22 protein-coding genes and 3 pseudogenes are annotated in these 21,524 nt (G+C 59.4%); 7 read left to right on the forward strand and 18 right to left on the reverse strand.

Features of this window, described 5'->3' with window-relative positions; genetic code table 11:
- Position 1 precedes the first annotated feature (1 nt).
- Positions 2–184: pseudogene (locus tag R4P64_RS30305) on the reverse strand (hypothetical protein); the annotation flags it as partial.
- Positions 185–208: 24 nt separating this feature from the next.
- Positions 209–676: pseudogene (locus R4P64_RS30310) on the reverse strand (ArsA-related P-loop ATPase); the annotation flags it as partial.
- Between the two features lie 399 nt (positions 677–1,075).
- On the opposite strand from R4P64_RS30310, the gene R4P64_RS30315 reads away from it, so the two are divergent.
- Positions 1,076–3,430, forward strand: coding sequence for an arylsulfatase (locus R4P64_RS30315; protein WP_317823898.1), 2,355 nt, complete (start codon positions 1,076–1,078; stop codon positions 3,428–3,430).
- A 419-nt stretch (positions 3,431–3,849) separates the two neighbouring features.
- Here R4P64_RS30315 and R4P64_RS30320 read toward each other — a convergent pair.
- The 4 genes and pseudogenes from R4P64_RS30320 to R4P64_RS34120 form a co-directional block, all read right to left on the reverse strand.
- Positions 3,850–4,114, reverse strand: a pseudogene (locus R4P64_RS30320) (hypothetical protein); the annotation flags it as partial.
- Between the two features lie 354 nt (positions 4,115–4,468).
- The gene (locus tag R4P64_RS30325) at positions 4,469–4,651 is read right to left on the reverse strand and encodes a hypothetical protein (protein ID WP_317823900.1); all 183 of its coding nucleotides are present in this window, start codon (positions 4,649–4,651) and stop codon (positions 4,469–4,471) included.
- A 168-nt stretch (positions 4,652–4,819) separates the two neighbouring features.
- Entirely contained in the window at positions 4,820–5,089 is a 270-nt protein-coding gene (locus R4P64_RS30330; protein WP_317823901.1) for a hypothetical protein, read from the reverse strand.
- A 267-nt stretch (positions 5,090–5,356) separates the two neighbouring features.
- A complete protein-coding gene (locus R4P64_RS34120; protein WP_411742736.1) occupies positions 5,357–5,719 on the reverse strand; it encodes a three-helix bundle dimerization domain-containing protein in 363 nt (120 codons plus the stop codon).
- Here R4P64_RS34120 and R4P64_RS30340 point away from each other — a divergent pair.
- Positions 5,601–6,227 (forward strand): hypothetical protein, encoded by a 627-nt coding sequence (locus R4P64_RS30340; RefSeq protein WP_317823903.1) that lies wholly within the window; start codon positions 5,601–5,603, stop codon positions 6,225–6,227. The genes R4P64_RS34120 and R4P64_RS30340 overlap by 119 nt on opposite strands.
- Before the next feature lie 98 nt (positions 6,228–6,325).
- Positions 6,326–7,051 (forward strand): hypothetical protein, encoded by a 726-nt coding sequence (locus R4P64_RS30345; RefSeq protein WP_317823904.1) that lies wholly within the window; start codon positions 6,326–6,328, stop codon positions 7,049–7,051.
- A 553-nt stretch (positions 7,052–7,604) separates the two neighbouring features.
- Here R4P64_RS30345 and R4P64_RS30350 read toward each other — a convergent pair.
- From R4P64_RS30350 to R4P64_RS30360, 3 genes are all read right to left on the reverse strand, one after another.
- Positions 7,605–7,847, reverse strand: coding sequence for a helix-turn-helix domain-containing protein (locus R4P64_RS30350; RefSeq protein ID WP_317823905.1), 243 nt, complete (start codon positions 7,845–7,847; stop codon positions 7,605–7,607).
- Positions 7,848–8,042: 195 nt separating this feature from the next.
- Positions 8,043–8,348 (reverse strand): hypothetical protein, encoded by a 306-nt coding sequence (locus R4P64_RS30355; protein ID WP_317823907.1) that lies wholly within the window; start codon positions 8,346–8,348, stop codon positions 8,043–8,045.
- A gap of 594 nt (positions 8,349–8,942) precedes the next feature.
- The gene (locus tag R4P64_RS30360) at positions 8,943–10,025 is read right to left on the reverse strand and encodes a hypothetical protein (protein WP_317823908.1); all 1,083 of its coding nucleotides are present in this window, start codon (positions 10,023–10,025) and stop codon (positions 8,943–8,945) included.
- Between the two features lie 1,034 nt (positions 10,026–11,059).
- Here R4P64_RS30360 and R4P64_RS30365 point away from each other — a divergent pair.
- Together R4P64_RS30365 and R4P64_RS30370 are read left to right on the forward strand one after the other, a co-directional pair.
- Positions 11,060–11,392, forward strand: coding sequence for a hypothetical protein (locus R4P64_RS30365; RefSeq protein ID WP_317823909.1), 333 nt, complete (start codon positions 11,060–11,062; stop codon positions 11,390–11,392).
- A complete protein-coding gene (locus R4P64_RS30370) occupies positions 11,389–12,156 on the forward strand; it encodes a DUF6036 family nucleotidyltransferase (RefSeq protein WP_317823910.1) in 768 nt (255 codons plus the stop codon). Before R4P64_RS30365 ends, R4P64_RS30370 begins: the two co-directional genes overlap by 4 nt.
- An 11-nt stretch (positions 12,157–12,167) precedes the next feature.
- Here R4P64_RS30370 and R4P64_RS30375 read toward each other — a convergent pair whose 3' ends face one another.
- From R4P64_RS30375 to R4P64_RS30400, 6 genes are all read right to left on the reverse strand, one after another.
- Positions 12,168–12,323 (reverse strand): hypothetical protein, encoded by a 156-nt coding sequence (locus R4P64_RS30375; protein ID WP_317823911.1) that lies wholly within the window; start codon positions 12,321–12,323, stop codon positions 12,168–12,170.
- 249 nt (positions 12,324–12,572) lie between these two features.
- On the reverse strand, positions 12,573–12,704 hold the full coding sequence (locus R4P64_RS30380) for a hypothetical protein (RefSeq protein WP_317823912.1): 132 nt from the start codon (positions 12,702–12,704) through the stop codon (positions 12,573–12,575).
- Between the two features lie 138 nt (positions 12,705–12,842).
- Positions 12,843–13,466, reverse strand: a complete 624-nt coding sequence (locus R4P64_RS30385; RefSeq protein WP_317823913.1) for a maleylpyruvate isomerase N-terminal domain-containing protein — start codon at positions 13,464–13,466, stop codon at positions 12,843–12,845.
- A 401-nt stretch (positions 13,467–13,867) separates the two neighbouring features.
- Entirely contained in the window at positions 13,868–14,368 is a 501-nt protein-coding gene (locus tag R4P64_RS30390; RefSeq protein WP_317823914.1) for a hypothetical protein, read from the reverse strand.
- A 343-nt stretch (positions 14,369–14,711) separates the two neighbouring features.
- A complete protein-coding gene (locus R4P64_RS30395) occupies positions 14,712–15,098 on the reverse strand; it encodes a hypothetical protein (protein ID WP_317823915.1) in 387 nt (128 codons plus the stop codon).
- Positions 15,099–15,467: 369 nt separating this feature from the next.
- Positions 15,468–15,914 (reverse strand): hypothetical protein, encoded by a 447-nt coding sequence (locus R4P64_RS30400; protein ID WP_317823917.1) that lies wholly within the window; start codon positions 15,912–15,914, stop codon positions 15,468–15,470.
- A gap of 118 nt (positions 15,915–16,032) precedes the next feature.
- Between R4P64_RS30400 and R4P64_RS30405 the strand changes: the two genes are divergently transcribed.
- The gene (locus R4P64_RS30405; protein ID WP_317823918.1) at positions 16,033–17,637 is read left to right on the forward strand and encodes a hypothetical protein; all 1,605 of its coding nucleotides are present in this window, start codon (positions 16,033–16,035) and stop codon (positions 17,635–17,637) included.
- Between the two features lie 818 nt (positions 17,638–18,455).
- Here the strand turns inward: R4P64_RS30405 and R4P64_RS30410 are convergent.
- Together R4P64_RS30410 and R4P64_RS30415 are read right to left on the reverse strand one after the other, a co-directional pair.
- Positions 18,456–19,022, reverse strand: a complete 567-nt coding sequence (locus R4P64_RS30410) for a hypothetical protein (protein ID WP_317823919.1) — start codon at positions 19,020–19,022, stop codon at positions 18,456–18,458.
- A gap of 196 nt (positions 19,023–19,218) precedes the next feature.
- On the reverse strand, positions 19,219–19,827 hold the full coding sequence (locus tag R4P64_RS30415; protein ID WP_317823920.1) for a hypothetical protein: 609 nt from the start codon (positions 19,825–19,827) through the stop codon (positions 19,219–19,221).
- A 313-nt stretch (positions 19,828–20,140) separates the two neighbouring features.
- Here R4P64_RS30415 and R4P64_RS30420 point away from each other — a divergent pair, with 313 nt between their 5' ends.
- Complete coding sequence (locus tag R4P64_RS30420; protein ID WP_317823921.1) at positions 20,141–20,737, forward strand: recombinase family protein; 597 nt, start codon at positions 20,141–20,143, stop codon at positions 20,735–20,737.
- Positions 20,738–20,835: 98 nt separating this feature from the next.
- On the opposite strand, the gene R4P64_RS30425 is transcribed toward R4P64_RS30420, so the two are convergent.
- A complete protein-coding gene (locus R4P64_RS30425; RefSeq protein ID WP_317823922.1) occupies positions 20,836–21,348 on the reverse strand; it encodes a DUF1109 domain-containing protein in 513 nt (170 codons plus the stop codon).
- Positions 21,349–21,524 lie beyond the last annotated feature (176 nt).

The following is a 21,524-nucleotide window of genomic DNA, read 5'->3' on the forward strand; positions in this document are numbered from 1 at the left end:
GCTCGTCGACGACAATAGCGATCTGAAGATTCTCTCGGCGCATCTCCGTCAGGGCCGCCAACGCAGGTTTACAGCCCGGCAAGTGCAGAACGGGCCGACACACATCGGCAACCCTGCCCACTGTGTGCTCGTCAGCGAGAAGCAGATCGCGAAGGTGCACAAACCCGACGATGTCCTCATACGAAACTTGATGTTTCCGGCAGCTGCGCTAGGTCTTGCTCAATGCCGCCAATGCGCTTGTGCCGATGGGTTCCTCGGCGAGCATCGGGACGATCGCCGTTCGCTGACTATATTGGCGTGTGATGGTGTCGATCTCGGTAATTTCTCCGGCTGCGCGCCCCTGCAGGAGCGGCGACGTCGGTTCGGCTGCTGCTAGGGAGTTGTTGACCACCCACCCCCATGGCTGAATTCCGGCGCGTTGCAGATCAGCTTGCAAGCCAGCGGCTTCGAGGACGGGCGTGGTTTCGGCGAGAGTCACGAGCAGGACCTTCGTGGCGCCCGGGTCCTGCAGTCGCATCAACGGGGTGGTGAAGTTCGTGTTCTCGCCCATTTGACGGGCGATTTCCCGGTGATAGGAGCCGGTGGCGTCGAGCAGCAACAGCGTGTGCCCGGTCGGGGCGGTGTCGACGACGACGAATTTTCGGCTCGATTCGTGGATGACCCGCGAAAACGCTCCCGTCTTCGAAATCTCATGGACCATTCTCAACGCTTGGCCAAGATTGATCACGCAGTACTTCCCGCCCCTGAGTGACCCGCTCGAGGGGAGAAATTGCTGGCCAGCGCGTCCGGAAGACGATGCAGGAGGGGACAGGCGAGTTCATCGAACGTGGCAGAGTGCGCGTGAATGCAGACACCGGGTGGGGGCTCCGGTCCGCTGTCGCCCTCAGCGATCTATCGTCTGGGGCCGGGCAGGGGCCGGACTGGCGTTCCAGATCGACGCAGTTGCCGACTCGGCCGACCACAAGGCGAGGTCTCGATGGGTACCGCACGCCGAGAGTGGGTACGGCACGCTGAGGAGACGTGAGGACTCCTCGCGGGTGGGTGCGGGGAGCGGCCCGAGATCAGGAGCGAAGCCATGGTGAGAGCGCACAAGGGGAAGATTTCGGTCGATATTCGTGACTCCGTTCCGGATTGGGATCCGTATCTGCCGGATCGAGCGCCCGAAGGTGCGCCGAACATTCTGCTTATCGCGTGGGACGACGTGGGGTACGGCACCATGGATGTTTTCGGCGGTCCGGTTGAAACGCCGACCATGCGCCGGATCGGGGAGATGGGTGCGCGCTACTCGAACTTCCACACCACAGCGTTATGTTCTCCCACGCGAGCCTCCCTCTTGACCGGTCGCAATGCCACCACCAACGGCATGGCCACAGTTGCGGAACTGAGTTCAGGGTTCCCGGGAATCTCCACTCACATTCCCTTCGAGAACGGGTTTATCTCCGAAGTGCTGGCCGAACGCGGGTGGAACACCTACTGCGTCGGGAAATGGCATCTGACCCCGGGTGAGGAAATGAACCTGTCGGCGGTCAAGACCCGGTGGCCGCTCGGCCGGGGGTTCGAACGTTTCTACGGTTTCCTCGGCGGGGAGTCGAGCAGCTGGTTTCCTGATCTGGTGTACGACAACCATCCGATCGACGCTCCGGGGACGCCGGAGGACGGCTACCACTTGTCGAAGGACTTGGCGGACAAGTCGATCGAGTTCATTCGCGATGCCAAATCGATCGATCCCGACAAACCGTTCTTCATGTATCTCGCTCCGCAGGCGGGGCACGCGCCGCACCACGTCTTCACCGAGTGGGCGGACCGGTACAAGGGCACCTTCGATCAGGGCTATGAGGCCATTCGTGCCGAGATCCTGCAGCGGCAGAAGGACCTGGGGCTCCTCCCTGAGAATACCGAGCTGTCGCCGATCAACCCGCACGGGGAGCCCGCCACCACCGGGCCCGACGGGCAGCCGTGGCCGCTACTCGACACGGTCAGGCCGTGGGACTCCCTGACCGCCGAGGAGCAGCGACTGTTCGTACGGATGGCGGAGGTGTTCGCCGGCTACATTTCCTACACTGACGATCAGCTCGGTCGGGTGATCGACTTCCTGGAGGGCTCCGGGGAGCTCGACAACACGATCGTCATCGTGATTTCCGACAACGGCGCCAGCGGGGAAGGCGGCCCGAACGGATCTTTCAACGAATGGCGCTTTTTCAACGGGGTCCCTGACACCACCGAAGGCACACTGGCGCACATCGACGAGTTGGGCGGTCCGGCCTCGTACAACCACTACAACACGGGGTGGGCGTGGGCACTCGACACCCCATTCCCGTACTGGAAGCGGTGGGCAGGCTACGAGGGCGGCATCGCCGACATGTGTCTGCTTGCGTGGCCGCGAAAGTTCGAACCCCGCAGCGAGCCACTGGCCCAGTACATCCACGCTGTCGACGTCGTCCCGACGCTCTACGAGCTCATCGGAATCGAACCGCCCGAGGTGCTGAAGGGATATACGCAGAGCCCGATCGAGGGGCAGAGCTTTGCGGCATCGCTGACCGACCCCGAGGTTCCTGGTAAGGACACGCAGTTCTACACCATGCTGGGGCAACGGTCGATCTATCACGAGGGGTGGCTGGCTTGCTCCGTGCATCCTCCGCTGTCTGGGTGGGGCCACTTCGACCAGGACGCGTGGGAGCTGTTCGACCTCGCCGATGATCGCGCGCAAGTTCACGATCTCGCGGCCGCCGAACCCGAACGTCTGCAGAAGCTGAAGGAACTGTGGTTCTACTACGCTGGCCTCTATCAGGGGTTGCCGCTCGATGATCGCAGTGCCCTAGAGCAGGTCCTTGCGGATCGCCCGCATCCAGGCAAGACTCGAGACCACTACGAGTATTACCCGAATTCCGCGGATGTTCCCGAGTCTGCTGGTGTCTCGATCATCGGACGCTCGTACACGATCGCGGCCGGAGTCCGCGTGGACACAGTCGACGCCGAGGGTGTCATCTATGCCCACGGCGGCGTCGCCGGCGGGCATAGCCTCTATGTCAAGGACCGCCGACTCCACTACGCCTTCAACTGGTTGGGCACCCACCTGCAGCATTTGGTCGCAGACTGCGACATCATCCCCGGATCCCACGTCTGTACTGCGGAGTTCGCCGTGCACGGTAAGAACTCGGATCCGTCCATGCCGGGCTTCGCCGGGACCTTGACTCTCTTCCTCGACGATCAGGAGGTGGCCGCCGGGGAGATCGTTACTCAGCCCGGAGTGTTCTGCCTCGTCGGCGACGGCATCTGCGTCGGGCGTGACAGTGCGTCTCCGGTGACGCCGGACTACACGTCGCCGTTCACGTTTACCGGCGGCACGATCGACAAGGTCGTCGTCGATGTATCGGGCGAGCGATACGTCGATCACGAGGCGCAGGTGCGTGGTTGGTTCATGAACGACTGAAGCGATCACGACTGCGACTGTGGCGAGAAGCCGGACCTGATTTGATCGTAGCGTTCGATCAAGACCGGCTCGGCTGGCGGTGCACAACCGGATCGGGTGCTTCTGGTCGTTTCTGCTATCCGAGTCTTGTTCCTGAGCCGTCCCTCGCCGGCTGTGACCTCGGGGCACTCGGTTCGAAGCGGCGGTCGCTGTTCCTGCGACCGCTGCGGAACTCAGGGGAAGATGCGGGTGGTTCAGCGGTGCCGATCCCTGCGTCGTCGGGACGAGCGGTTCGGTACTGACTCCTTGGGCGACGACCGACAACCCGATCGTGATGATCGGGGTAGTCAGGAGCAGATCCTGGTGTGGGGGATTATCTGGCTGCCCGATGGTGATGCGTTGGAGTTCGTGCCACAAATTCCGCCGGCACAATACCGCCATCACCATAGTGTGAACGGCAGCCCGGTATGTTCGGCGTCGCGAATTCTCTCCTCGATGGTGTCGAGGTCTTCAAACTGGTCGATGCCGGTTCGGATGGCGTCGGCGATGGCGCGGGTGCGCCCAGCCGGTCCGCGGACGTCGGCGAGGGGGCTGGGAATGTTGCGGCGCCGTAGGTCGTATTCGCTGCGGTTTGGTGCGATTGGTTCCCAGCAGCATGTGGTTGGGGTTGGTGCAGTCGGCGAAGTCGCATTGATGGCACAGCACGCATCGAGCGGACTCGACGACCTACGCAGCCGCGCCCTCGATTGGGTGGTTTCCTGACTGTCGACAAGATTTCCACCGGTGGGACCTCGTGGGTATGGATGGTTCCTCTGCCGTAGCAAACCGCAGAGCGAAAACGACGCTCACCAGGATTACCCAAAGCAGGTCTTGCTCCGATACCGCGAACTGCGAGGGGGTTGCCCCGGCGCGAGTGCAGTCGTGCGGTCGGCTATGTGGACGTGTTCGCCGAAGTGCAGGAACTCTCGACGAGGAACCGGCGGCAGATATGTGGCTGCACCGACGTGAAAGACGATGGCGGTGAGCGGTGTTCGCTGTGCGCATCGTGATTTGAGGTCGTCAGGGTTGGTAGTAGTCAATCCCGTGAGAGGGATCGGTGCGTGGGTCTGTGTCCGCTTTCTGGCCGGTCGGGCCGAACAGAATGCGGTTCCACCATCTCTGCCGCTGGAGGTCTTCGTTCCAGATGATGGGCTCGTTGACTCCGATCCGGCGGGGAATGGGGGTACTTGGGGTCGGGTCCATGTCGTCCTCGTTTCTCTCTGTTCCTGGTGTGTCGCTGATGCGTCGACGGTGCCCTGACGGCGGCGATCCCGCCGTCGACGCGCGGTTGCGTAGTCTCCGGATCGCCCACTGAACGGGTCTCGCGGTTGGTGTGTCGGGGAAGTTAGAAGTGAAGGGGGCCAAAGTGTGTCAGCTTCGCCACGATCCGGTGAAATCGCGGTCCCTGCTGCGGCAGTAGCTGGTGATCCGTTCCTGTGCGAGGCGTTCGCTCATCTCCGGCATCGCTGCGGACGGGACTCCGGACAAGTCCTCGATACATCCGTCGAGGACCATCTCGATGCCGGGTTCGGAAAACGACCCGGCGAACTCCCGTGCCAACCGGGCTACTGTCTGGGTATACGGATCGGGGTCCATGTCGTGGGCGTTCGCACGATCACGTGGTGTGTGAGTGATACTCATCGGGGTGCGTCCTTGTCTGGATTCTTCACCGTGCGTTGCGCCGCCGCCGACGTTGTCGTGTCGGGCGAGTGGTCTTCCCTTGCAAGGGTGCTCGATGGTCTTGACCGAAGGTAGGGTCGAAAGACTTATGTGCCAGCATATTCGGATCATTTTGATGAACCAGTCGAGCGGTTTCCGCTCCTCGCCCTGAGCATCAGAGGCGGGTGGCGAGTGGAGGTGTCAGAGGCGGATGGTGATCTGGTTGTCGACCTCGCTCACGTGCGGTGATCACCAAGCCACCAATTCGGCCTGGTGTTTTCCGCCCATAAGCGCACGGTGCCGGTGAGTGTGACGACGTTCGACAAGCACGGGTACGTAGTCACTGATCGGTGCGTCGTCGAAACCTGCGTATGCTTGTGCCACAGACTTGTTGTTTGTTTCGCCGGTGGTGTGAGGGAACTTCGCATGCAGTCGTTCCGTGATTCGAATCAGCTGCCGTTCTTCCTCGTTCTGGCATTCGACCGGTGTTCCCGTGGACAAGGCAAGCCGCGAGTCCGCAGCACAGGTCGCCGGCGCTGCCGGCGGAGCATTGAGCGGTGGACTAGCACTCGCAACACCGTTCGCCACAGGCGGCGCGTTGATCGGCGGCACCATCGGCGGCAATATCGGAATGGGATTGGGTAACGTCTTCGTCCCCGGTATCGGCTGGGTGGCAGGCGGATTGACCGGTACAGGCGCAGGCGCGGGGATCGGCGCACTGGTACTAGGTGTTCCGGCTTTCATCACGGGAGCAGTAGGCGGCGGAGTAGCCGGCTTCGTCGCGGCAACCGCATACGGTGCCGGCGAACTCGGAGAACCCGTCGACATCGAGATCCCGGACGTCGACCAGCCCGCAGTGACAGCGCAGACCCAGAACGCCCTCACCGAGTGGGAGAACGCCGGACCGGTCGGGCAGTTCGCAGCCAACACGGTCCGCGACACAGTCACTTCCGCACCCGCGGTCGATGCGCAGGTCCGCGACTTCGTCGGTGCGCAGCCCGGCGGCGAGGCGGTCATCGAGCAGGTCGACGCAGCCCTGACAGACTATTTCCAGAACGCCTCACCTGGTCTGGCATCCACGTTGATCAGCCAAGCAATCGGCGGCGGCGCACAGGCATAACCCACAGCATCAGATAGCTCGGTCGGGGCGGGCGGCGCACCTGCCGTCCGCCCCGACCTGCCAATGGCAATGACAACGACGAAAGGTGGTGCGCCGACATGAAGTCGCTACTGAGCACCAAGACGACGAGGCATCCAGCAGTGATCGATACGCTCGGCGGCGCACCCACCTGGGCGCCGCAAGCCGCCCGAACCGCAACCACCTCACCCAAGACATCCAAGGCACCGAAAGCCAGCACAGCGCCGAAGCCCCCGAGAGCGCCGAAAGCATCACGCTCGCCGAAGGGCGAGCAACCCCGCCGCCCCTACCTACTGCGATATGCGGCAGCATTACTGCTGGTCGCGGCACTACTCGGCTGGTTCCTGCTGCGCGTTTACTCCAGATCCGGCACCGCCGCCCCGGTGGCCACCCAGGGCACCGAGGCCGAGCCCACATCGATGCCGGCGCTGGCGATCACTCCGCCGGCGATCACCACCGAACCAGTCGCCGACCCCAGCGCATGCCGCACCGACCAGGGCGATCAGGAAACCGGCGCGGGCGTCATCGCAGCCTTCGAACACGCCTACTACGTCACCCGCTCCGGAGCCGGCGTCCGAGCACTGGCCACCCCCGACACCTCGCTACCTCTGGCAGACAAGATTCAAGCCGGAATCGACTCTGTCGCTGTAGGAACCACGCATTGCGTGCGCATCACTCCGATCACGGCCGGTGTCTACTCCGTCGTTCTTGCGGAAATGCGTCCCGGCATTGCCCCGGCTCAGTACCCACAGACGATCACCACCAAAGACATCGACGGCCGCTGGTTCGTCGACAGCATCAGCTGATCCACAACTGTGACGACATTTTTTCGAGAGAGACGAAGAACCCAATAAACCACTCAGCCAAGCGAACCCGACGATCAATCGCTGTCGCGGCCGCAGCCATCGGGCTTACTGGTTGCTTCGCTCGCCCTAGCGGCACTGACGGCCGTGGCGGCTCAGGGATGAACGTCGCCGTCCTCGCGTATGTCGAGCTACCCCATTACATCGTCGACGACAGCAGCACGAAGTTGATCTCTTTGCAGAGCTGCAGCAATTCATCGCGCAATCGAACATAAAAACCGTCGTTTGGGTCATCCGATTGAAGGAGTACACGGTTCGTGGCAGGTTCGGAACAGCTTCAGCGATGGCGCTTTCACTCAGTGTCCAAGAGACCGGGCCGGAAACGAAACGGTCGTATCCGGTCGACGAATCGACCGATTTCGCGACCAACGTCCGACCACAGTGAACCGTCGACCGAAACTCCTGACCGAAGCCGTACTGACCGAAAATAGGCGAATACACGATTTCGGTCGTCGGAGACCTCGACTCAATTGGACCCGCGAAGTGAATCCTGGTGCTATTTCAGGTGTCGGTAAAGCGTTGTTCTGCCGACGCCGATGATTTCGGCGACGTCGGTCAAGTGCATGCCGTTTTCCCGCATCCTTTGTGCCTGTGCGAGTTTCGTCGACGTCATCTTCGGGGGACGGCCGCCTGTCCGGCCGTGGGCTCGGGCAGCGGCGCGACCGACCTGAGTCCATTCACGGATTAGGTTGTGACTCTCGGGATTATTTGGCAGGTTTTTCACGGAATTATTTGGCACGGGGCTCGACCCGGTTCGCTAAGGGCGAGCAAAGCGTGCCGATCTCAGCGACCACGCGATCAGAGGTCCGAGCTACCCATACAGCGTGTCCGTCTTGCAACGACGGCATCAACAGTTGTTGCTTCTCGATGGGCCACTGCACATAGGGCATGCCACCGGCCAGCTGATCGTGCACTTCACCGGCGATCAGCACTGTTAGCTTACCGATTGGTCGAGGTCTGTCTCTCCGAACCCGAAACCCCGCAGTGTTGAGGTTCCTTCAGTCTTGTGCGGTGGCCGGGGACCGGCTTTGAGCGCGATGTGCCCGAGGCCGGTGCTGACTATCGAGATGGTCCATATGCAGTTCTGCGTGTAAGTATCGGGTCCGTGCCAGCGGCATTGCAGATCGCGCCCCATGGCATGGCAGGCGGCGACAACGTGCTCGGGCGCCTCACCTGATGTATCCGGTCCGGTGATCGGAAACTCCCAGACTTTCAGGTAGCTTTCCTCAGGCATGAACATGCCCCCAGCTTCGCATGACATTGTCCGGAGAAGTTTCGTGTGTGACTTCTGTGGCGGCTTCTTTTCCTCCGCGGTCAATCCGGAACGGCTCGAGAATGCAGTTGTTTTCTGAAACTGGCACCTAGCCACCCAAAGGCTCTCAGGTCGCTTCTGCGGGTTTCGGTGTGCGATTTGACCATCGCTATACCGGATGATTTGTAGGGCCCCAGGTTTACCGGCGATACGCAGTGGGGGGATCTCTCGGCGGATGCGTGCGTCAAGGATTACGGGGAGGAACCCGAACAATCAGGGCGAGGCCTTCGTTCAATTCTTCGGAGATGCCGCTTCGCGGCCACGTTTCGATCATGGTTTCGATGCAGATCAGCGTAATGGTTTCCGGATCGTTCGGCTGGAGGTATGAACGTAGGGCCTTCAATCCGCTCAGCCGCACTGCGCTGCGCCATATTCTCTGTAACCCTTCGTTCGACTAACCCAAGAAACTCTACATTCAGGAGAAGCCCAGGCATCCAGCATCGACCTGCTGAGCAGTATCAGAAGTCTCGAGGAGTGCAGAAAGAGTAGAAGGGTAGCGCTCCGTGCCTGTCGGAGCCATCCTCACGCCGTGGCTACAGGTGTAATCGCTTTGTTCTGATGCGTGGGCTGGATGTTGCTGGACGGTCCGGGCCCACAGTTCTGGCCGACGCTCACCGCGCCCTGCATTACGCCGACGAACCAGGTCAATAGGGAGGTAAGGAGCAGGATCCCCTCCACTGCCGGCGCGAAGAAGTAAGTCACGGCGAGACTCATCACCTTAGGGATAACCCACCAGCTGACGCCCGCTGAGAACAGCATCTTCACCAGCTTCCACCAGACGCCCTCATCGACCAGCACGCCAAATAAATTGCAGACTACGCCGGCACCAGCGACGATTCTGATATCCGTTGAGCTCAATGCGTTGGAGGCCGCGTTGATAGCGGCCATTACTCGTGGACTGAGCGAGCTGACGAATGCGGTAAAGCCTGGGGTCGGTTGACCCGAAATGATGCCGGGTCCAAGTCCGGCTGCGAGGAACAATCCGCCGGTGCACTGCCAGACGAAAAGTGCTGTCGACTGCTGGCAAGGGGTTGGCCAATCATCAGACACAGTCACTCCCATCCGAGCTAGGAGTTCCACCTCGGAGCTGGCCGGTTCCATCTCCATCCAGTGTTCGAGATCGGCACTCCAACTCTCTCGAGCTGCGACCGTGAGAAGTCCAGTGGGGTTGATGACCCAGTAGCGTGGCGTTTGCTCCGACGTTGCGAGGACAATTCCCTCCGCGTCTGTCGCGTAGATGACGAACTGCGTGGCCTGGTCTCTTGTGCCCGAGACGGTCACTAGCCCGGTTACGGCGTCAGCGACGAGATACGTCGTCCCGACATGCAGGAGCAGCAAATCGTCACCCGCGCCGGCCGCCTCGATCAGAAAGTCTGTCGCGGAATCTGGGCTTGACTGGTCTGCCGCGATCGACCCATCCGGGCGCAGCGCGAAGTAGGACTCGAAATCGCCGAAGTGTGCCTGATCGCCTGCGAAGAATTCGGCAGGCAACTTGACCATGTTCTCGAACGTCGTCGCCGCGGCCGGCATGAACGCCGCAGTTTCAAAATACTGGTAGGTGGGTGGGGTATTGCTATTTCCAAGTGGGTTCAACTCAATGCGCATGCCGTCAGTTCGGAAAGTCAAGAAGAAGGATGGATTGTCTTCCAACGACAAGCACACGTGATCTGCGTCTGGGTACGATGGCACGAAGTGCGCAGCTTGGGCGACGTCCGAGGAGGTGACGAGGGTAGGGCCGCCTCTATTGGGCGGGAAAATCGTCTGAGCCGTAATGTATTGGCCAGCAGTTGAGAAAATGACGAACCCGGTTCCGTCGGGTGCTAGCGACAGGTTCCACGTTTCCAGCGTTGACCCTCCTGGAGAGCCCGTTATGGAGAGTTGACAGGTCGGCGGCACCCCCTGATACGCCGGACAGGAACGCGGGAAAAGCGTTCGTGTCGGGGGGTCTCCAGGAATATCTTCACCAGGGACATGTATTTGGATTGATGTTGACGCCACGTCAGACAAGGTGGTCGCACTGGTCGCGTCTGATTCACTGCCCGTATCAATACTCATTATCCGGCCTCCGGTTGAAGTTCGACTCTTAGCGGAATGGAGATCACTGCTAAAAGGGCGCTAAGGTGAGCGTGTGGGTTCTACTTCGATAAAAAGTTTTGAATAGTGGGCTAGGGGCGATCGCGTACGAAGTGATCGCACGTGATTGTTTTGTCCATCAAAAACAAAAACTACGATCGGCGTCTCTCGATCGGGGCGATTTTCGGGTGCGAGAAGATATTGCCCACTTGGACAATACGGTCATTTTTACACGTACGCGACAGTTTTCGATGGCCATTAGGGGCCACTCGTATTTAATAGCCATGTATGGACATATATGGCCAGCGTCGATTGTGGTCACAGTTCGCCCCGCAATCGCTTTTCATGTGCGGTGATCGAAAATATTGCCCTGGCGCCATCCTCTCACCAAATCCAGGCAGCCAGCATCGACCCATCGCGCAGTATCAGCAGTCTCGAGGAATACAGAGGAGCTGGACCAAAGCCTGGCGATATCCCGATGACCGTGATCGATGCGACGAAACAGATACACTGATCGACCAACGGCCTGGTCAACACTGGTGCACCGAAGATGAAGGGAGCCGCAGATGTCCGCAGTCCTGTCGAAAGTCGTCCGAAAGAAACTCGTACACGAAGCGGTCCTGGACAAGATCGACCGCGAACACCTCTCGATCAACACCGACAAGGTGCGCGCCAGATTGCAGACCAACCGTGAGCACGTGCACGGCAACGCACTCCGCAAGTGCCTGGAGCGGTGGGAACGCATCATCGCGGACAACGACATCGACACCGTTCGCAAGATCAGCGTCTCCGATACCGAGACCGACCGCGAGATGCGAAACATGTCGCCCCTGTCGGTCTTGTTGAGCGAGAGCGAACGACTGCGCGTACTCGACCTTCTCAAGAGAACTCGCGAGTGAACCGAAGCGACCTCGAGAAAGCCGTTATCGCTGCGTGCGGGTGGGTGAAGGAATCGCAGGTAGTGATCTTCGGGTCTCAATCGGTACTCGGAAGCTACGACGAAGACTCGCTGCCGGAAGAAGCTACGCGTTCGATGGAAGTCGACATGACTCCGGCCAGTGCATTCACGACCGGCGCCGATGTCACGGAGAAGGTGAGCGCGCTCACCTTCTGGGTAGGGGAGGACTCGCCGTTTCACGCTCTCCACGGCATTTACGTCGAGGGGATCCACCGCGAAACCGTTGTACTTCCCCGCGGCTGGGAAAACCGGCTCGTCACCTTCACTGCCACCGGAACCGGCGACGACCAAAACTACGGGCGCACCGGACTGTGCCTGCACCCGATCGACCTGTGCGTCTCCAAACTGATTGCCGGCCGAGAGAAAGACCACGAGTTCGTCGGAGCGTTGATCCGCGACAACATCATCGACCCAGCCGAGGTTCTCGATCGGATCGACAAAGCCGGTATCGACTGGTCGAGCGGCTATCCCGACAACCGCGATCTTGCCGTCGCCCGGGCGCGGAGCTGGCTCCAGTCCCAACCCCCACCAGCCGCCGACGACTACAGCAACATCGCCCGAGCGTTGTCGACGGTGTCCCGCGCACACCCGCGCACAATTCGCGAACACCTCAACACCAATACCTCAGGTGCCCAAGACAAGCCAGAACCTGCCCAGGATGCCAGCACTGAACGCTCGACCGAACGTGACTACGGCCTCGACTGAGGGCTACGCAGTCACCAGAACGCCCAGACGAGTCCGACCGCAGCGATCGAACCGCCCGCCAACAGAACATTCCCCGGTTCCCCCGCGCCTTCGCTCCTCTCTACGACAACACTCACCGCCGCAATTGCGACACCGGCAACAACTACAAGAACCGCAAACCAATTCATGCCGCGAATGAAAGCAGAAATCGCCTCGGCACTACAACGGGGTGTCACATCATCTCGGCACTGACCCGTTGAGGCCAAGTTCGTTTCTCGGACACTGCCGGACTCATATCAGGGAGTTCTGGTGACCTTTCGTTTGTGACTTTCGGCAGTGAGTGGCGCGGTTCTGATGGTTGAAAGTGGCATGTCGACCGGACTCTGACCAGGTCCCTATTTTTCACATTCGCAACGTCGGTCGGGAATCTGCCGCGCTCATTCGCTTCGTTTGTTGAGGGCTGCGTCGACGAGATCAGCAGCGGCCTTCAATCCGTGATCTCGATGCTGTTCACGCAACGCCTTGATTGCCGAAATCCGGTCCGTTGTCGATGCGATCGCGGACTCCACATTCAAGGCCTGAACATCCGCGGGCGCAACGAACGTGTGATCAGGCTTGGTTCCTCGGGCAAAGTGGTTGCGCCACAGGGTGATGGCGTCAGTTGCGAACCGTGGACACCACTGTCATCCTGGCCGGGCGGAGCAAAGTTACCGCATCACCGGCAGAACGGCCACATGCGAACGTCCCGTGGCCGCCTCGACGAACGCCAGTGGGTCGGGCACCGCAGCCAGGACCTCCCGGGCACGCTCGAGAGCCATCGGCTCGGGCTCGGGCCCACCCACCGCAGCGACGACATCGAGCCAATGGACCGTCGATTCGAGGATCGCCATATCCAGAAAGGCACCGAGTGAGACCGACTCCAACATCGGGTGCGCAATCACGGTGGCGCGACTGAGCCCGGTGAGTCGTTCGAACGACTCGGGCAGGTCGATATCAAAGCGTTTAACTATCGATTCTCGATCGACGTCGGCCGCCATCTGTCGGACTATTTCAGCGAGCTGTTCGTGCATCGGCTCTGTCGCTGTCGGGTCGACATTGAAGACGCGGAGCATCTCCGCCGCACTGGTGATCTTCGCGTCGCCGTCTGCAGCAGGCTCGGCGAGCATCGCGATCATGACGTCAGGGGTCACATGCACGTACACGTCTCGAACAGTCCAGCCCGGCAAGCGGGTATCGGCAGTCCACTGCTCGTCCGACAGTTCCGCGGCGCGCTTGGCCCACATCCGCCACAGTCGGATCAGGAGATCCCGATCCTGCTCGAAATTCGTCACGCCGACCCCCTGCTGATCATCCCCGCACTATCGCACAGTTCCACCGATGCCCGCGGCCGATCTCACGAACAGAATAGGCGCCAAACAGCGCACCCCTGACGGCGACGGCGCCGCGGCTACAGCTCGCGAGCGTGGAATCGAAGTCAACCTCGGCGACAACGCACCACGAACGACTTACCGCCACAAGAGATTCGATGACGGCGTCCAACCGATTGTGCCGTCGAGTTCGGGTGTCACTGTCAGTTTCAGAAGACGACTGCACTCTCGGTAGAGGCATCACCCCCCGAGCTTGTGTATCGCCGGTCAATGACCACTCGCCCCGTCTCGCTACATGCGGGCCGAGGACGTGACATGTTCCCAGCCCCGACTCTTCGCTCGCGGGCACAATGCCGCGTCGATCATTAGTTGAGGTGTCGGTCGAGGGCGTCCTCCCACGCATCGATGTCGTGGGCGGAGAACAGGTGCATGTTCGATTCGGTGAGGATGAAGCCGACATCCTTGGCGGCTCGTAGTTGTGCCCGGAGCATCGGATCGTCGATCTGTGATGCCATGTTTTCGAGCATCGTGTCGAACTCCGTCACAGCGGCCTCGGGCGACATCGCCGTGGGGACATCGTTGGCGGGGTCGAAGAACAGTGGATCTTCGGGCCCGGGTTCTCGTCCGAACCGCACGGTGAAGTCGCGGCGTAACTCCTGCATACTCTCGCGCATGTCCTGAGCGGCAGGGTGTCCCGCCGACATCGACAACGTGCGGTCGCCGGTCAGCGGATCGATCTGCTGGTGCACGAACTGCGGATCGCCGGACCGCTCGACGATCAGGCGGGCGTGGGCCTCGCGTCTACGCTCGGCATCCGCCAGTCGTGCTTTTCGTGCCTTGTTTTTCTCACTCCTCGACTTTCCCATCCCCGAACTCCAGCACACTCACACCCGCTACGGCCACACGAACTGTGCGGGTCGTTACGCAATTGACTTCCACACACTCGGTAGCTGAGTCAGTCGAGTCCTGAGATCGGGTATTCCCTAAGGTTGGTGGTGTCAATGAACCGTGCTCGGACACTGCCGGACTCACATCGGCGAGTTCGGGCGTGTAACTCTCGGAATTATTTGGCACGTTTTTCCCGGAATTATTTGGCATGGAGGGAGTCGCCAGACGAGGTGGGGTGCACGTAAGACGTCGATCGACTGAGATTGAGCGCTTCGACGATCGAAGCTAGTCGAGGCGGTGGTGTGCAGAGCAGAACAGGATTTAGGCGCGATTTTTGGTGCGTTCCCTCCGCATGAGATTCCAGCCCACCCCGTAAACGAGTGCGCCGAATACGGTTCCCAGGATGGGGCCGCCGACAATCAACCCAGCTATATACCGGTAGACGGAGACACCGTCGATCCGGATTGAGCTCGGGCCGGACGGCTCGTAGCTGGCGGTGTAGATCGTGAACGGCCGCGAGGCGTACCACCACAACACAGCGGCACCTAGGAGTCCGCACAGTAGGCCGAGTCCAGCGAAGACCAGTACCGTCACAGTCGCCAATCGGCGAGGCGCACTCAACAGTTCTCTTCCAGACTCATATATACGCACGCTACCCAACAAGCCTGCGGGGATACCTTCGGGTTCGGTGTCAGAATCTTCAGCCATGCCAGCGATTGGTAGCAGGGCATTTCGATCTAAGGCGCGTCAGGACTTTCTACGGGTTTAGGTGCGCGTTTTGACCTTCGATATACCGGACAGTTTCGGTGCTCCTCGCTTCATCGCCCACCCGTATGTCAGTGACAGCAATTCACAGCAAACGATGCGTCCAGAGGACTTTCAATCGGAAATCAACCAGAATCCGTTACGGGACCAAATTCCCTAAACGGTTGGGCTCCAACTGAAGTACTAGTTCTCGGTGGCCGCAGCGCACTGACCTGGGATTTAAACCGACCCAACTGTTTTGTTACAGAAGTGAGACATGAGGTTTCTAGGAAACCCGTGGACAACCCTTTACTGTGAGCAAGGAATTGCCTCTCACAGCATCTTCACAGGATCCGTTCGAGTCCTGTGCCGCGCCTGACAATTCGGTTTCGACAGTCCGGGCGCGGCAGTCAGTGCTGCGCCGGCTGCTAGGTAGGCGAGGGGAAGAATGACCTTGATATCTGCTCCACATTTCATGCGAAGACGAAACATCACTCGGGCGCTCGCGGTATCGGCGACAGCACTGTTTCTGGTGACAACACCGGTCACTGCGGCTATGGCGCAGCCGACGGAGTCAACGAACAACGACGCCCAGTCCGCTGAAGTGTGTGATCCGGTCGCATCCGCCACCACAACCACCACGACGACGTCGACAAAGACCCCATCGAGTACGACGACTACCGCTACATCGGTGCCATGTGCCCCGGAGGAGTCGGAGCCCACTCGAGCAACGACACCGTCCGCGACAACCACCACCGAGCAGACGGCGCCGACTACCAATTCTGTGGCACCTTCTTCTTCACCGGCATCGACGGCACCGTCGTCTCAGGTGGCGGCGCCAGCCGGAGCGACGATCCCGTACACGGGCCTGCCCACTGAGAACCCGAACGCAACGATCGTGCCCGGCAAGATGCGATCCGATCGCGAAGAAATTCCGGAAGGATTCACCAAGGAACAAGCCGACGAAACTGAGATGCTGGAAGCTCGCGCCCTGATGTCTCGGCAGGTTACTTCCTGCCAAAGATACTGGCCGGCACCACATGATGTCTGTGGAGCGATCAGGGACAAGTACAACTCACTCGGAGCACAATTCAGCTTTCTGCTCTTTCCCACTTCCGGTGAACTCACCAGCCCCGATGGCCAGGGCAAGTTCACGACATTCATGAACGGGCCGATCTACTGGTCCGCAGCCGGCGGTGCACACCCGGTGGTCAACAGCATCCTCAACCGCTGGGGCGTCCACGGTTACGAGATGGGTTGGCTCGGTTACCCCACCACCGACGAGATCGTCCATGCGGACGGCGTAGGTCGCCGTCAGGAATTCCAGAACGGCGCAATCTACGTCGCCTTCACCAACGCAATCGGCTCCGCGATCAAGAACGGGCCAATCCGCGACAAATACAACGCACTCGGAGCGCATGCCGGCCCCTTGGGCTACCCAAGCTCCGATGAATTTTCAGTCACCAAGAACAACGGCCGATATAACAACTTCGTCAACGGCACAATCACATGGTCCGTACCGACTGGTGCGCGACTTCTATACGGTCCGATACGCGATCGGTGGACACAGCTCGGCAGGGAAGACGGACCTCTCGGGTATCCCCTCGCCGATGAACAGGTAACTCCCGATGGAATCGCCCACCATGCAGAATTCGAGAATGGCTCACCAATATGGTGGACACTTTTAACCGGGGCACATGAAGTACCCATAGAGGTTCTAGCTTCGTGGAACAATTATGCAGCGGGAGCTGGAGTACTGGGATATCCGGTATCAAATCCGATAACACCGATCCCCGCACCAGGCACGCCTACGACGGAGCAGGTGACTCTCCACCAAGAGTTCTCCGGGGGCATCATCAACAAAATTGGCCCAACACGTTCGCTAGTTGGAATTGGCGACGGCGAGGACGACCTCTTTCCCGAGCCTGCGTTAACGGGTCCAGAATTGATAGGTGATTCAGAAAATCTTCAGAGTCGAGCAATCCCACCCGGCGCAGTCTGGCCAGCCCCCGGAATTGCCCCTGAATACGATACATCTGAAATCGTTGGTGACGCTATCAACATAAAAGATCCAAACCGACATGGGAATATGGTCATCCGGCAGGGCTACTACAGCAAAGTCTGGCAGGACGGATGGGGGTCAGACAAGGCCGAACACAAACATCAACTGAAGCTTATTGATTCAATCGAGTTTGCTCTCAAGTACGGAGACCGTAAAAACAGAACTGATTCCACAGATCCAGGTTCAGACTTCTATTCAACTGCGATCGATGAATTTTGTCATCTCGAATTTACCGGTTACGACTGCGAAGAAGTTCAGCGCAGAGTAGTGCACGCAATCTACGACCCAACCCCCTGGACAACATACAAAGTTTCGCCTGGAGGATCACCTATCGGGGTTGTTACCGCCTACTGCGGTGGCGGCACCAGCCCACTTGCTGGAACGCCGATATGCGATTCATGGGTTGATATTGCACTCCTGAATCCGAAGCCAGGTAACTAACCAACCTTAGTGGGTCATTTGACTCCCATGTCAAATGACCCACTAAGGCGCTCTGCTAATTAACTTTCTCGAAAAACTTCGCATTCTGGAATGTTATTCTCCATCCTGCACCTACGGTCTCGAAAACCAATGTATGCCTTCAATTGTATTGTCTAATTCTGCCGGACGAAGAATTATCTCATCTAGGTATAAAGATCCTGCTGATTCAGGACTATCCTCGCCTACCATATCAAAAAGTCGAAGAAGAGAAATTTTGTGTCCAATCCTGGCGAGCGGCTGGATGGAATTTGCATAGTGATCAACAATAATTACGAGCAAGTTCTCGATATCTCGAATCTCAAACGTGACAACTCGAATTCCCCCACGGAGTTGAGCATTGATCAACCCTGAAAGTAAGTTATTTGCACATCTAAGGTTCCATGGGTTAAAGAAAGTCGAATATTCTCGTTCTATAAAATTTGTCTCGTCATTTGACTTATAATCTGCAGAACCCATTTTCCATTTCCTCCGTTGCTATGTCTTTTCGTTGATGCGTCTCATTTTATTCAATTAGTGCGCCAAGCGACCTTAGGTCTCACGATGACACAACGTTGCCGTGAGTCATACTTGCCGACCTCAAGCGTATACGCGCTGACAAAACCGCGCCGCATCCGGAAAATAAATAGCAGCGCCTCGGCTCCGAAACGTTCTCAGATCGTTCCTGCGGGTTTGGGTGTGCGTTTTGACCATCGACAAAACGCACGCTTTCGGCGGGTATTCACGGCAGAACGATTCGATCACGCCACGGCATGGCCGTACTTGATGCTGTGTTCTGAACATCAAACTTGGCGAGTCCGCGCACCGACCGCTCCGGAGCTAGCCGGAGTAATGAGGTGACCGGTCGCACGCGCTGCGAGTAGAAGGCCGACCAAGGTCAGGCCCACTGCTCGACCACCTCGGGCACTGAGCCGATTCGAGCACACCCTCTCCATTGAAGCCTGCGGTATCTCCGGCCAGGACTGCATCATCGGTTCGCTCGATCCTACAGTTGTCACTGTCAGCTCGTCTGCCTGCACCGGATTGATCACGGAACCGCAGACCACCCTGCGCGGACCGACGCTGTCTACCGCGGCCGATATGGGTACGAACATTGATGCTCCGCTCGTGACCAGAGCCAGGGCGGCAAAGCACGCGCAGGTGAAACCGAAAAGCACCGACGCCGGACTGCGCTGACGATTCTTCCACCAGAAGTAGGTGAGCGTAACTCCAGCAACTACGAACACCAGCGCGGTCCACCAGAGGAGAAGCCCAATCATCAGGTACACGAACGAGAACGTCAGGGCCCAGAGAGCCGCAGTGAGCCACGTCGTGGGCGATCGGTTGTCTCGTTTTTCTTCGAGCGTCATCGTGTCAGTCTCACCGATCCGACGTCGTTCATTGGGAGATGCAATCAAGACGTCGTTCATTGGGAGATGCAATCAAATCGACAGGCGTCGCCTAACCCAGCAACCGAAACGAAGTGAGAGCAATTCTGCGGGTTTGGGTGTGCGTTTTGACCATCGACAAGCCGGATGATTTCCCCTCCACGTCACTCGCCAACGTTCAGTAGTAGCGGGGTGGGGGATCATTCGGGTCATCGGCTACCGCGTCGAGTCGAGGATCCGCAATGATGAGGTCGATCGCTTCGGCAGGCCCCGCGATCACCGCGAAGTGCGGATCGACATCGCCCGTGACACACCAAGCATGATCCGCTGGCCACATGAAGGCAGGATTCTGCACCGTCTCATACCGTTCCGTCTTGACGGCGCTCCCCCAGTTACCCAGGTCTGTGAGTGCACCACGGAACAACCAGTAGTCACGGTTGGGGATCTTCACCATCGGAAGGTCGTCACCGTTGACGTCCCAGCCCCAACCGTCCCACAAGCAGAAGTAGCAGTCGTCGGGAGTGGACGTGTAGGGGGCCAATATTTCTGCGACGATCTTGAACTGGTCATTCTCGGTGAGATAGCCGTCGTCCGTAGGGGTAAGAGCGTCGGCCGGACTTTCCGCGTCGTTTTCTCTTTGACCCTCGTATGTCGGATCCGGGATGAAACGCAGCCGCGCATATGCCGGGAACCCGATCGGGCCACTCGCGGTGAGTTGGTACCACGGCAGATCCTGCCCGACCAACCAATCGGCCGCCGATATGTCGGTACACACGCTCAGGCTCATTCCCTCATTCTCGGCTGCAACGCGTCATTCGTTCAGCTGCAAGCACGACGACACGCACCCCACCGACTGGTTTCTGTTTGCTCGCGAGAGCCTGGTAACCGAATCGCTCTCAGATCGTTCCTGCGGGTTTGGGTGTGCGTTTTGACCATCGTCATACCGGACGATCGCAAACGGGCTTCTGTGTGAAATTGACGTGGGGAAATTCTCGCGATTTCGTCCGGTTTATGTGTCCGTTGGATTCGTCCGGTATGGCATAGTTTCTAGCGGACAGTTTCTGTCCGGGACGTCGTGAACGGCGAAAATCGGGAGTGGAATGAAGATCGGCTACGCACGTGTGAGTACGGCGGCTCAGGATTCGTCGATTCAGGTCGGGCTTCTTGCCAAGGAGGGTGTCGATCGCGACCGGGTGTATGTCGATCACGGGATCAGTGGCCGGCAGACTCGGCGGCCCGGACTCGACAATGCGATCAACGCCGCCCGCGAAGGCGACGTCTTCTGCGTGACGAAACTCGATCGACTCTCTCGGTCAGCGGGCGATCTTCACGAAACGGTGAAGCGACTCGCCGCCAAAGGAGTGGCCTTGTCGATCGACGGGAAGATTTACGACCCGACCGATCCGATGGGCAAGATGTTCATCGGCGTCCTCGGGCTGATGGCCGAATTCGAATCAGACCTGATCCGGAGTCGAACCAGGGACGCTGTGGCGGCGGCCGCGGCGGCGGGCAAGATGAAGGGCCGTCAGCACAAGCTCACCCCGGAAGAGCGTGCATACCTGTTGCAAACGTACGAGACCGGGCAATTCAAGATCGAAACACTCTGCAGGAACACAGGTTTGAAACGATCGGCACTGTACGCAAACATCGAGTTGGCCCGCACCGAGCGGGACGCTGAAAGACTCCCGGCACTCTGAACTAGACAGGTCAGTCCTTCTGTCACGTCTACGATTGACTGGTCCGCGCAATCACCGATGGCGCTTGGGAGCTATCCCTCTATGGAAAGAGTGGGCGGTCACGTTCGCCATACCGATACGAACTCGTACCACGGCCCGCCGATGTGAGTAGCGGTGAAATCGTCGAAACCAGAAGGTATACCGTTCGGGGAGTACGCCCACCCGCTACTGTCGGTCAGTCCGAGTCCACCGTCTTCGATGAAGTAGACGATGCCATCCTCACCCACTAGGGCGGTTGTGATGTCGAAGCGGCCGATCTCGAGGTCGCTGTGGACTGGCTCTGGGTCGGCCAACAATTCGTGCGCAACCTGCTCGAACTCTGGACGTGTGTCGTCGAACGACGGTCGTGGAACCAGCAACATCGTGGCGACGGCGAGAAGTACGACCGCCGGTGCGGGCGCAATCCACCACGACCACCGCCGATCCTGGCCGAGGACATACAAGGTGCGGATTGCCCACACCAGCCCTGTGACGGCGAGGATCAGCAACGCCGCTGCACCGAACAGCAAGGGATCGGCCCAACTCGAGTTGCCGTAGCGAGAGGGCCACCAGTCGTAATAGATGCATAGCAAGATCAGAACTGGAAGAACGGTGAAGGTCAGTTGGATCGGTCAGGGAGGCTTGTTCGGCTTGTCGTGGCTGCTGGTCGGCCTAACGAGCGGTTCACCGGTACTCATCCATTCAAGCTAGCCGCTGTCTGACCTGGTGTGCCGCCGACCGCGCAATCGCGTCAATGGCTGCCAGTCCC

The organism is Rhodococcus sp. IEGM 1366, from assembly GCF_033142425.1.
In the GTDB taxonomy this organism is placed as follows: Bacteria; Actinomycetota; Actinomycetes; order Mycobacteriales; family Mycobacteriaceae; genus Rhodococcus_F; species Rhodococcus_F globerula.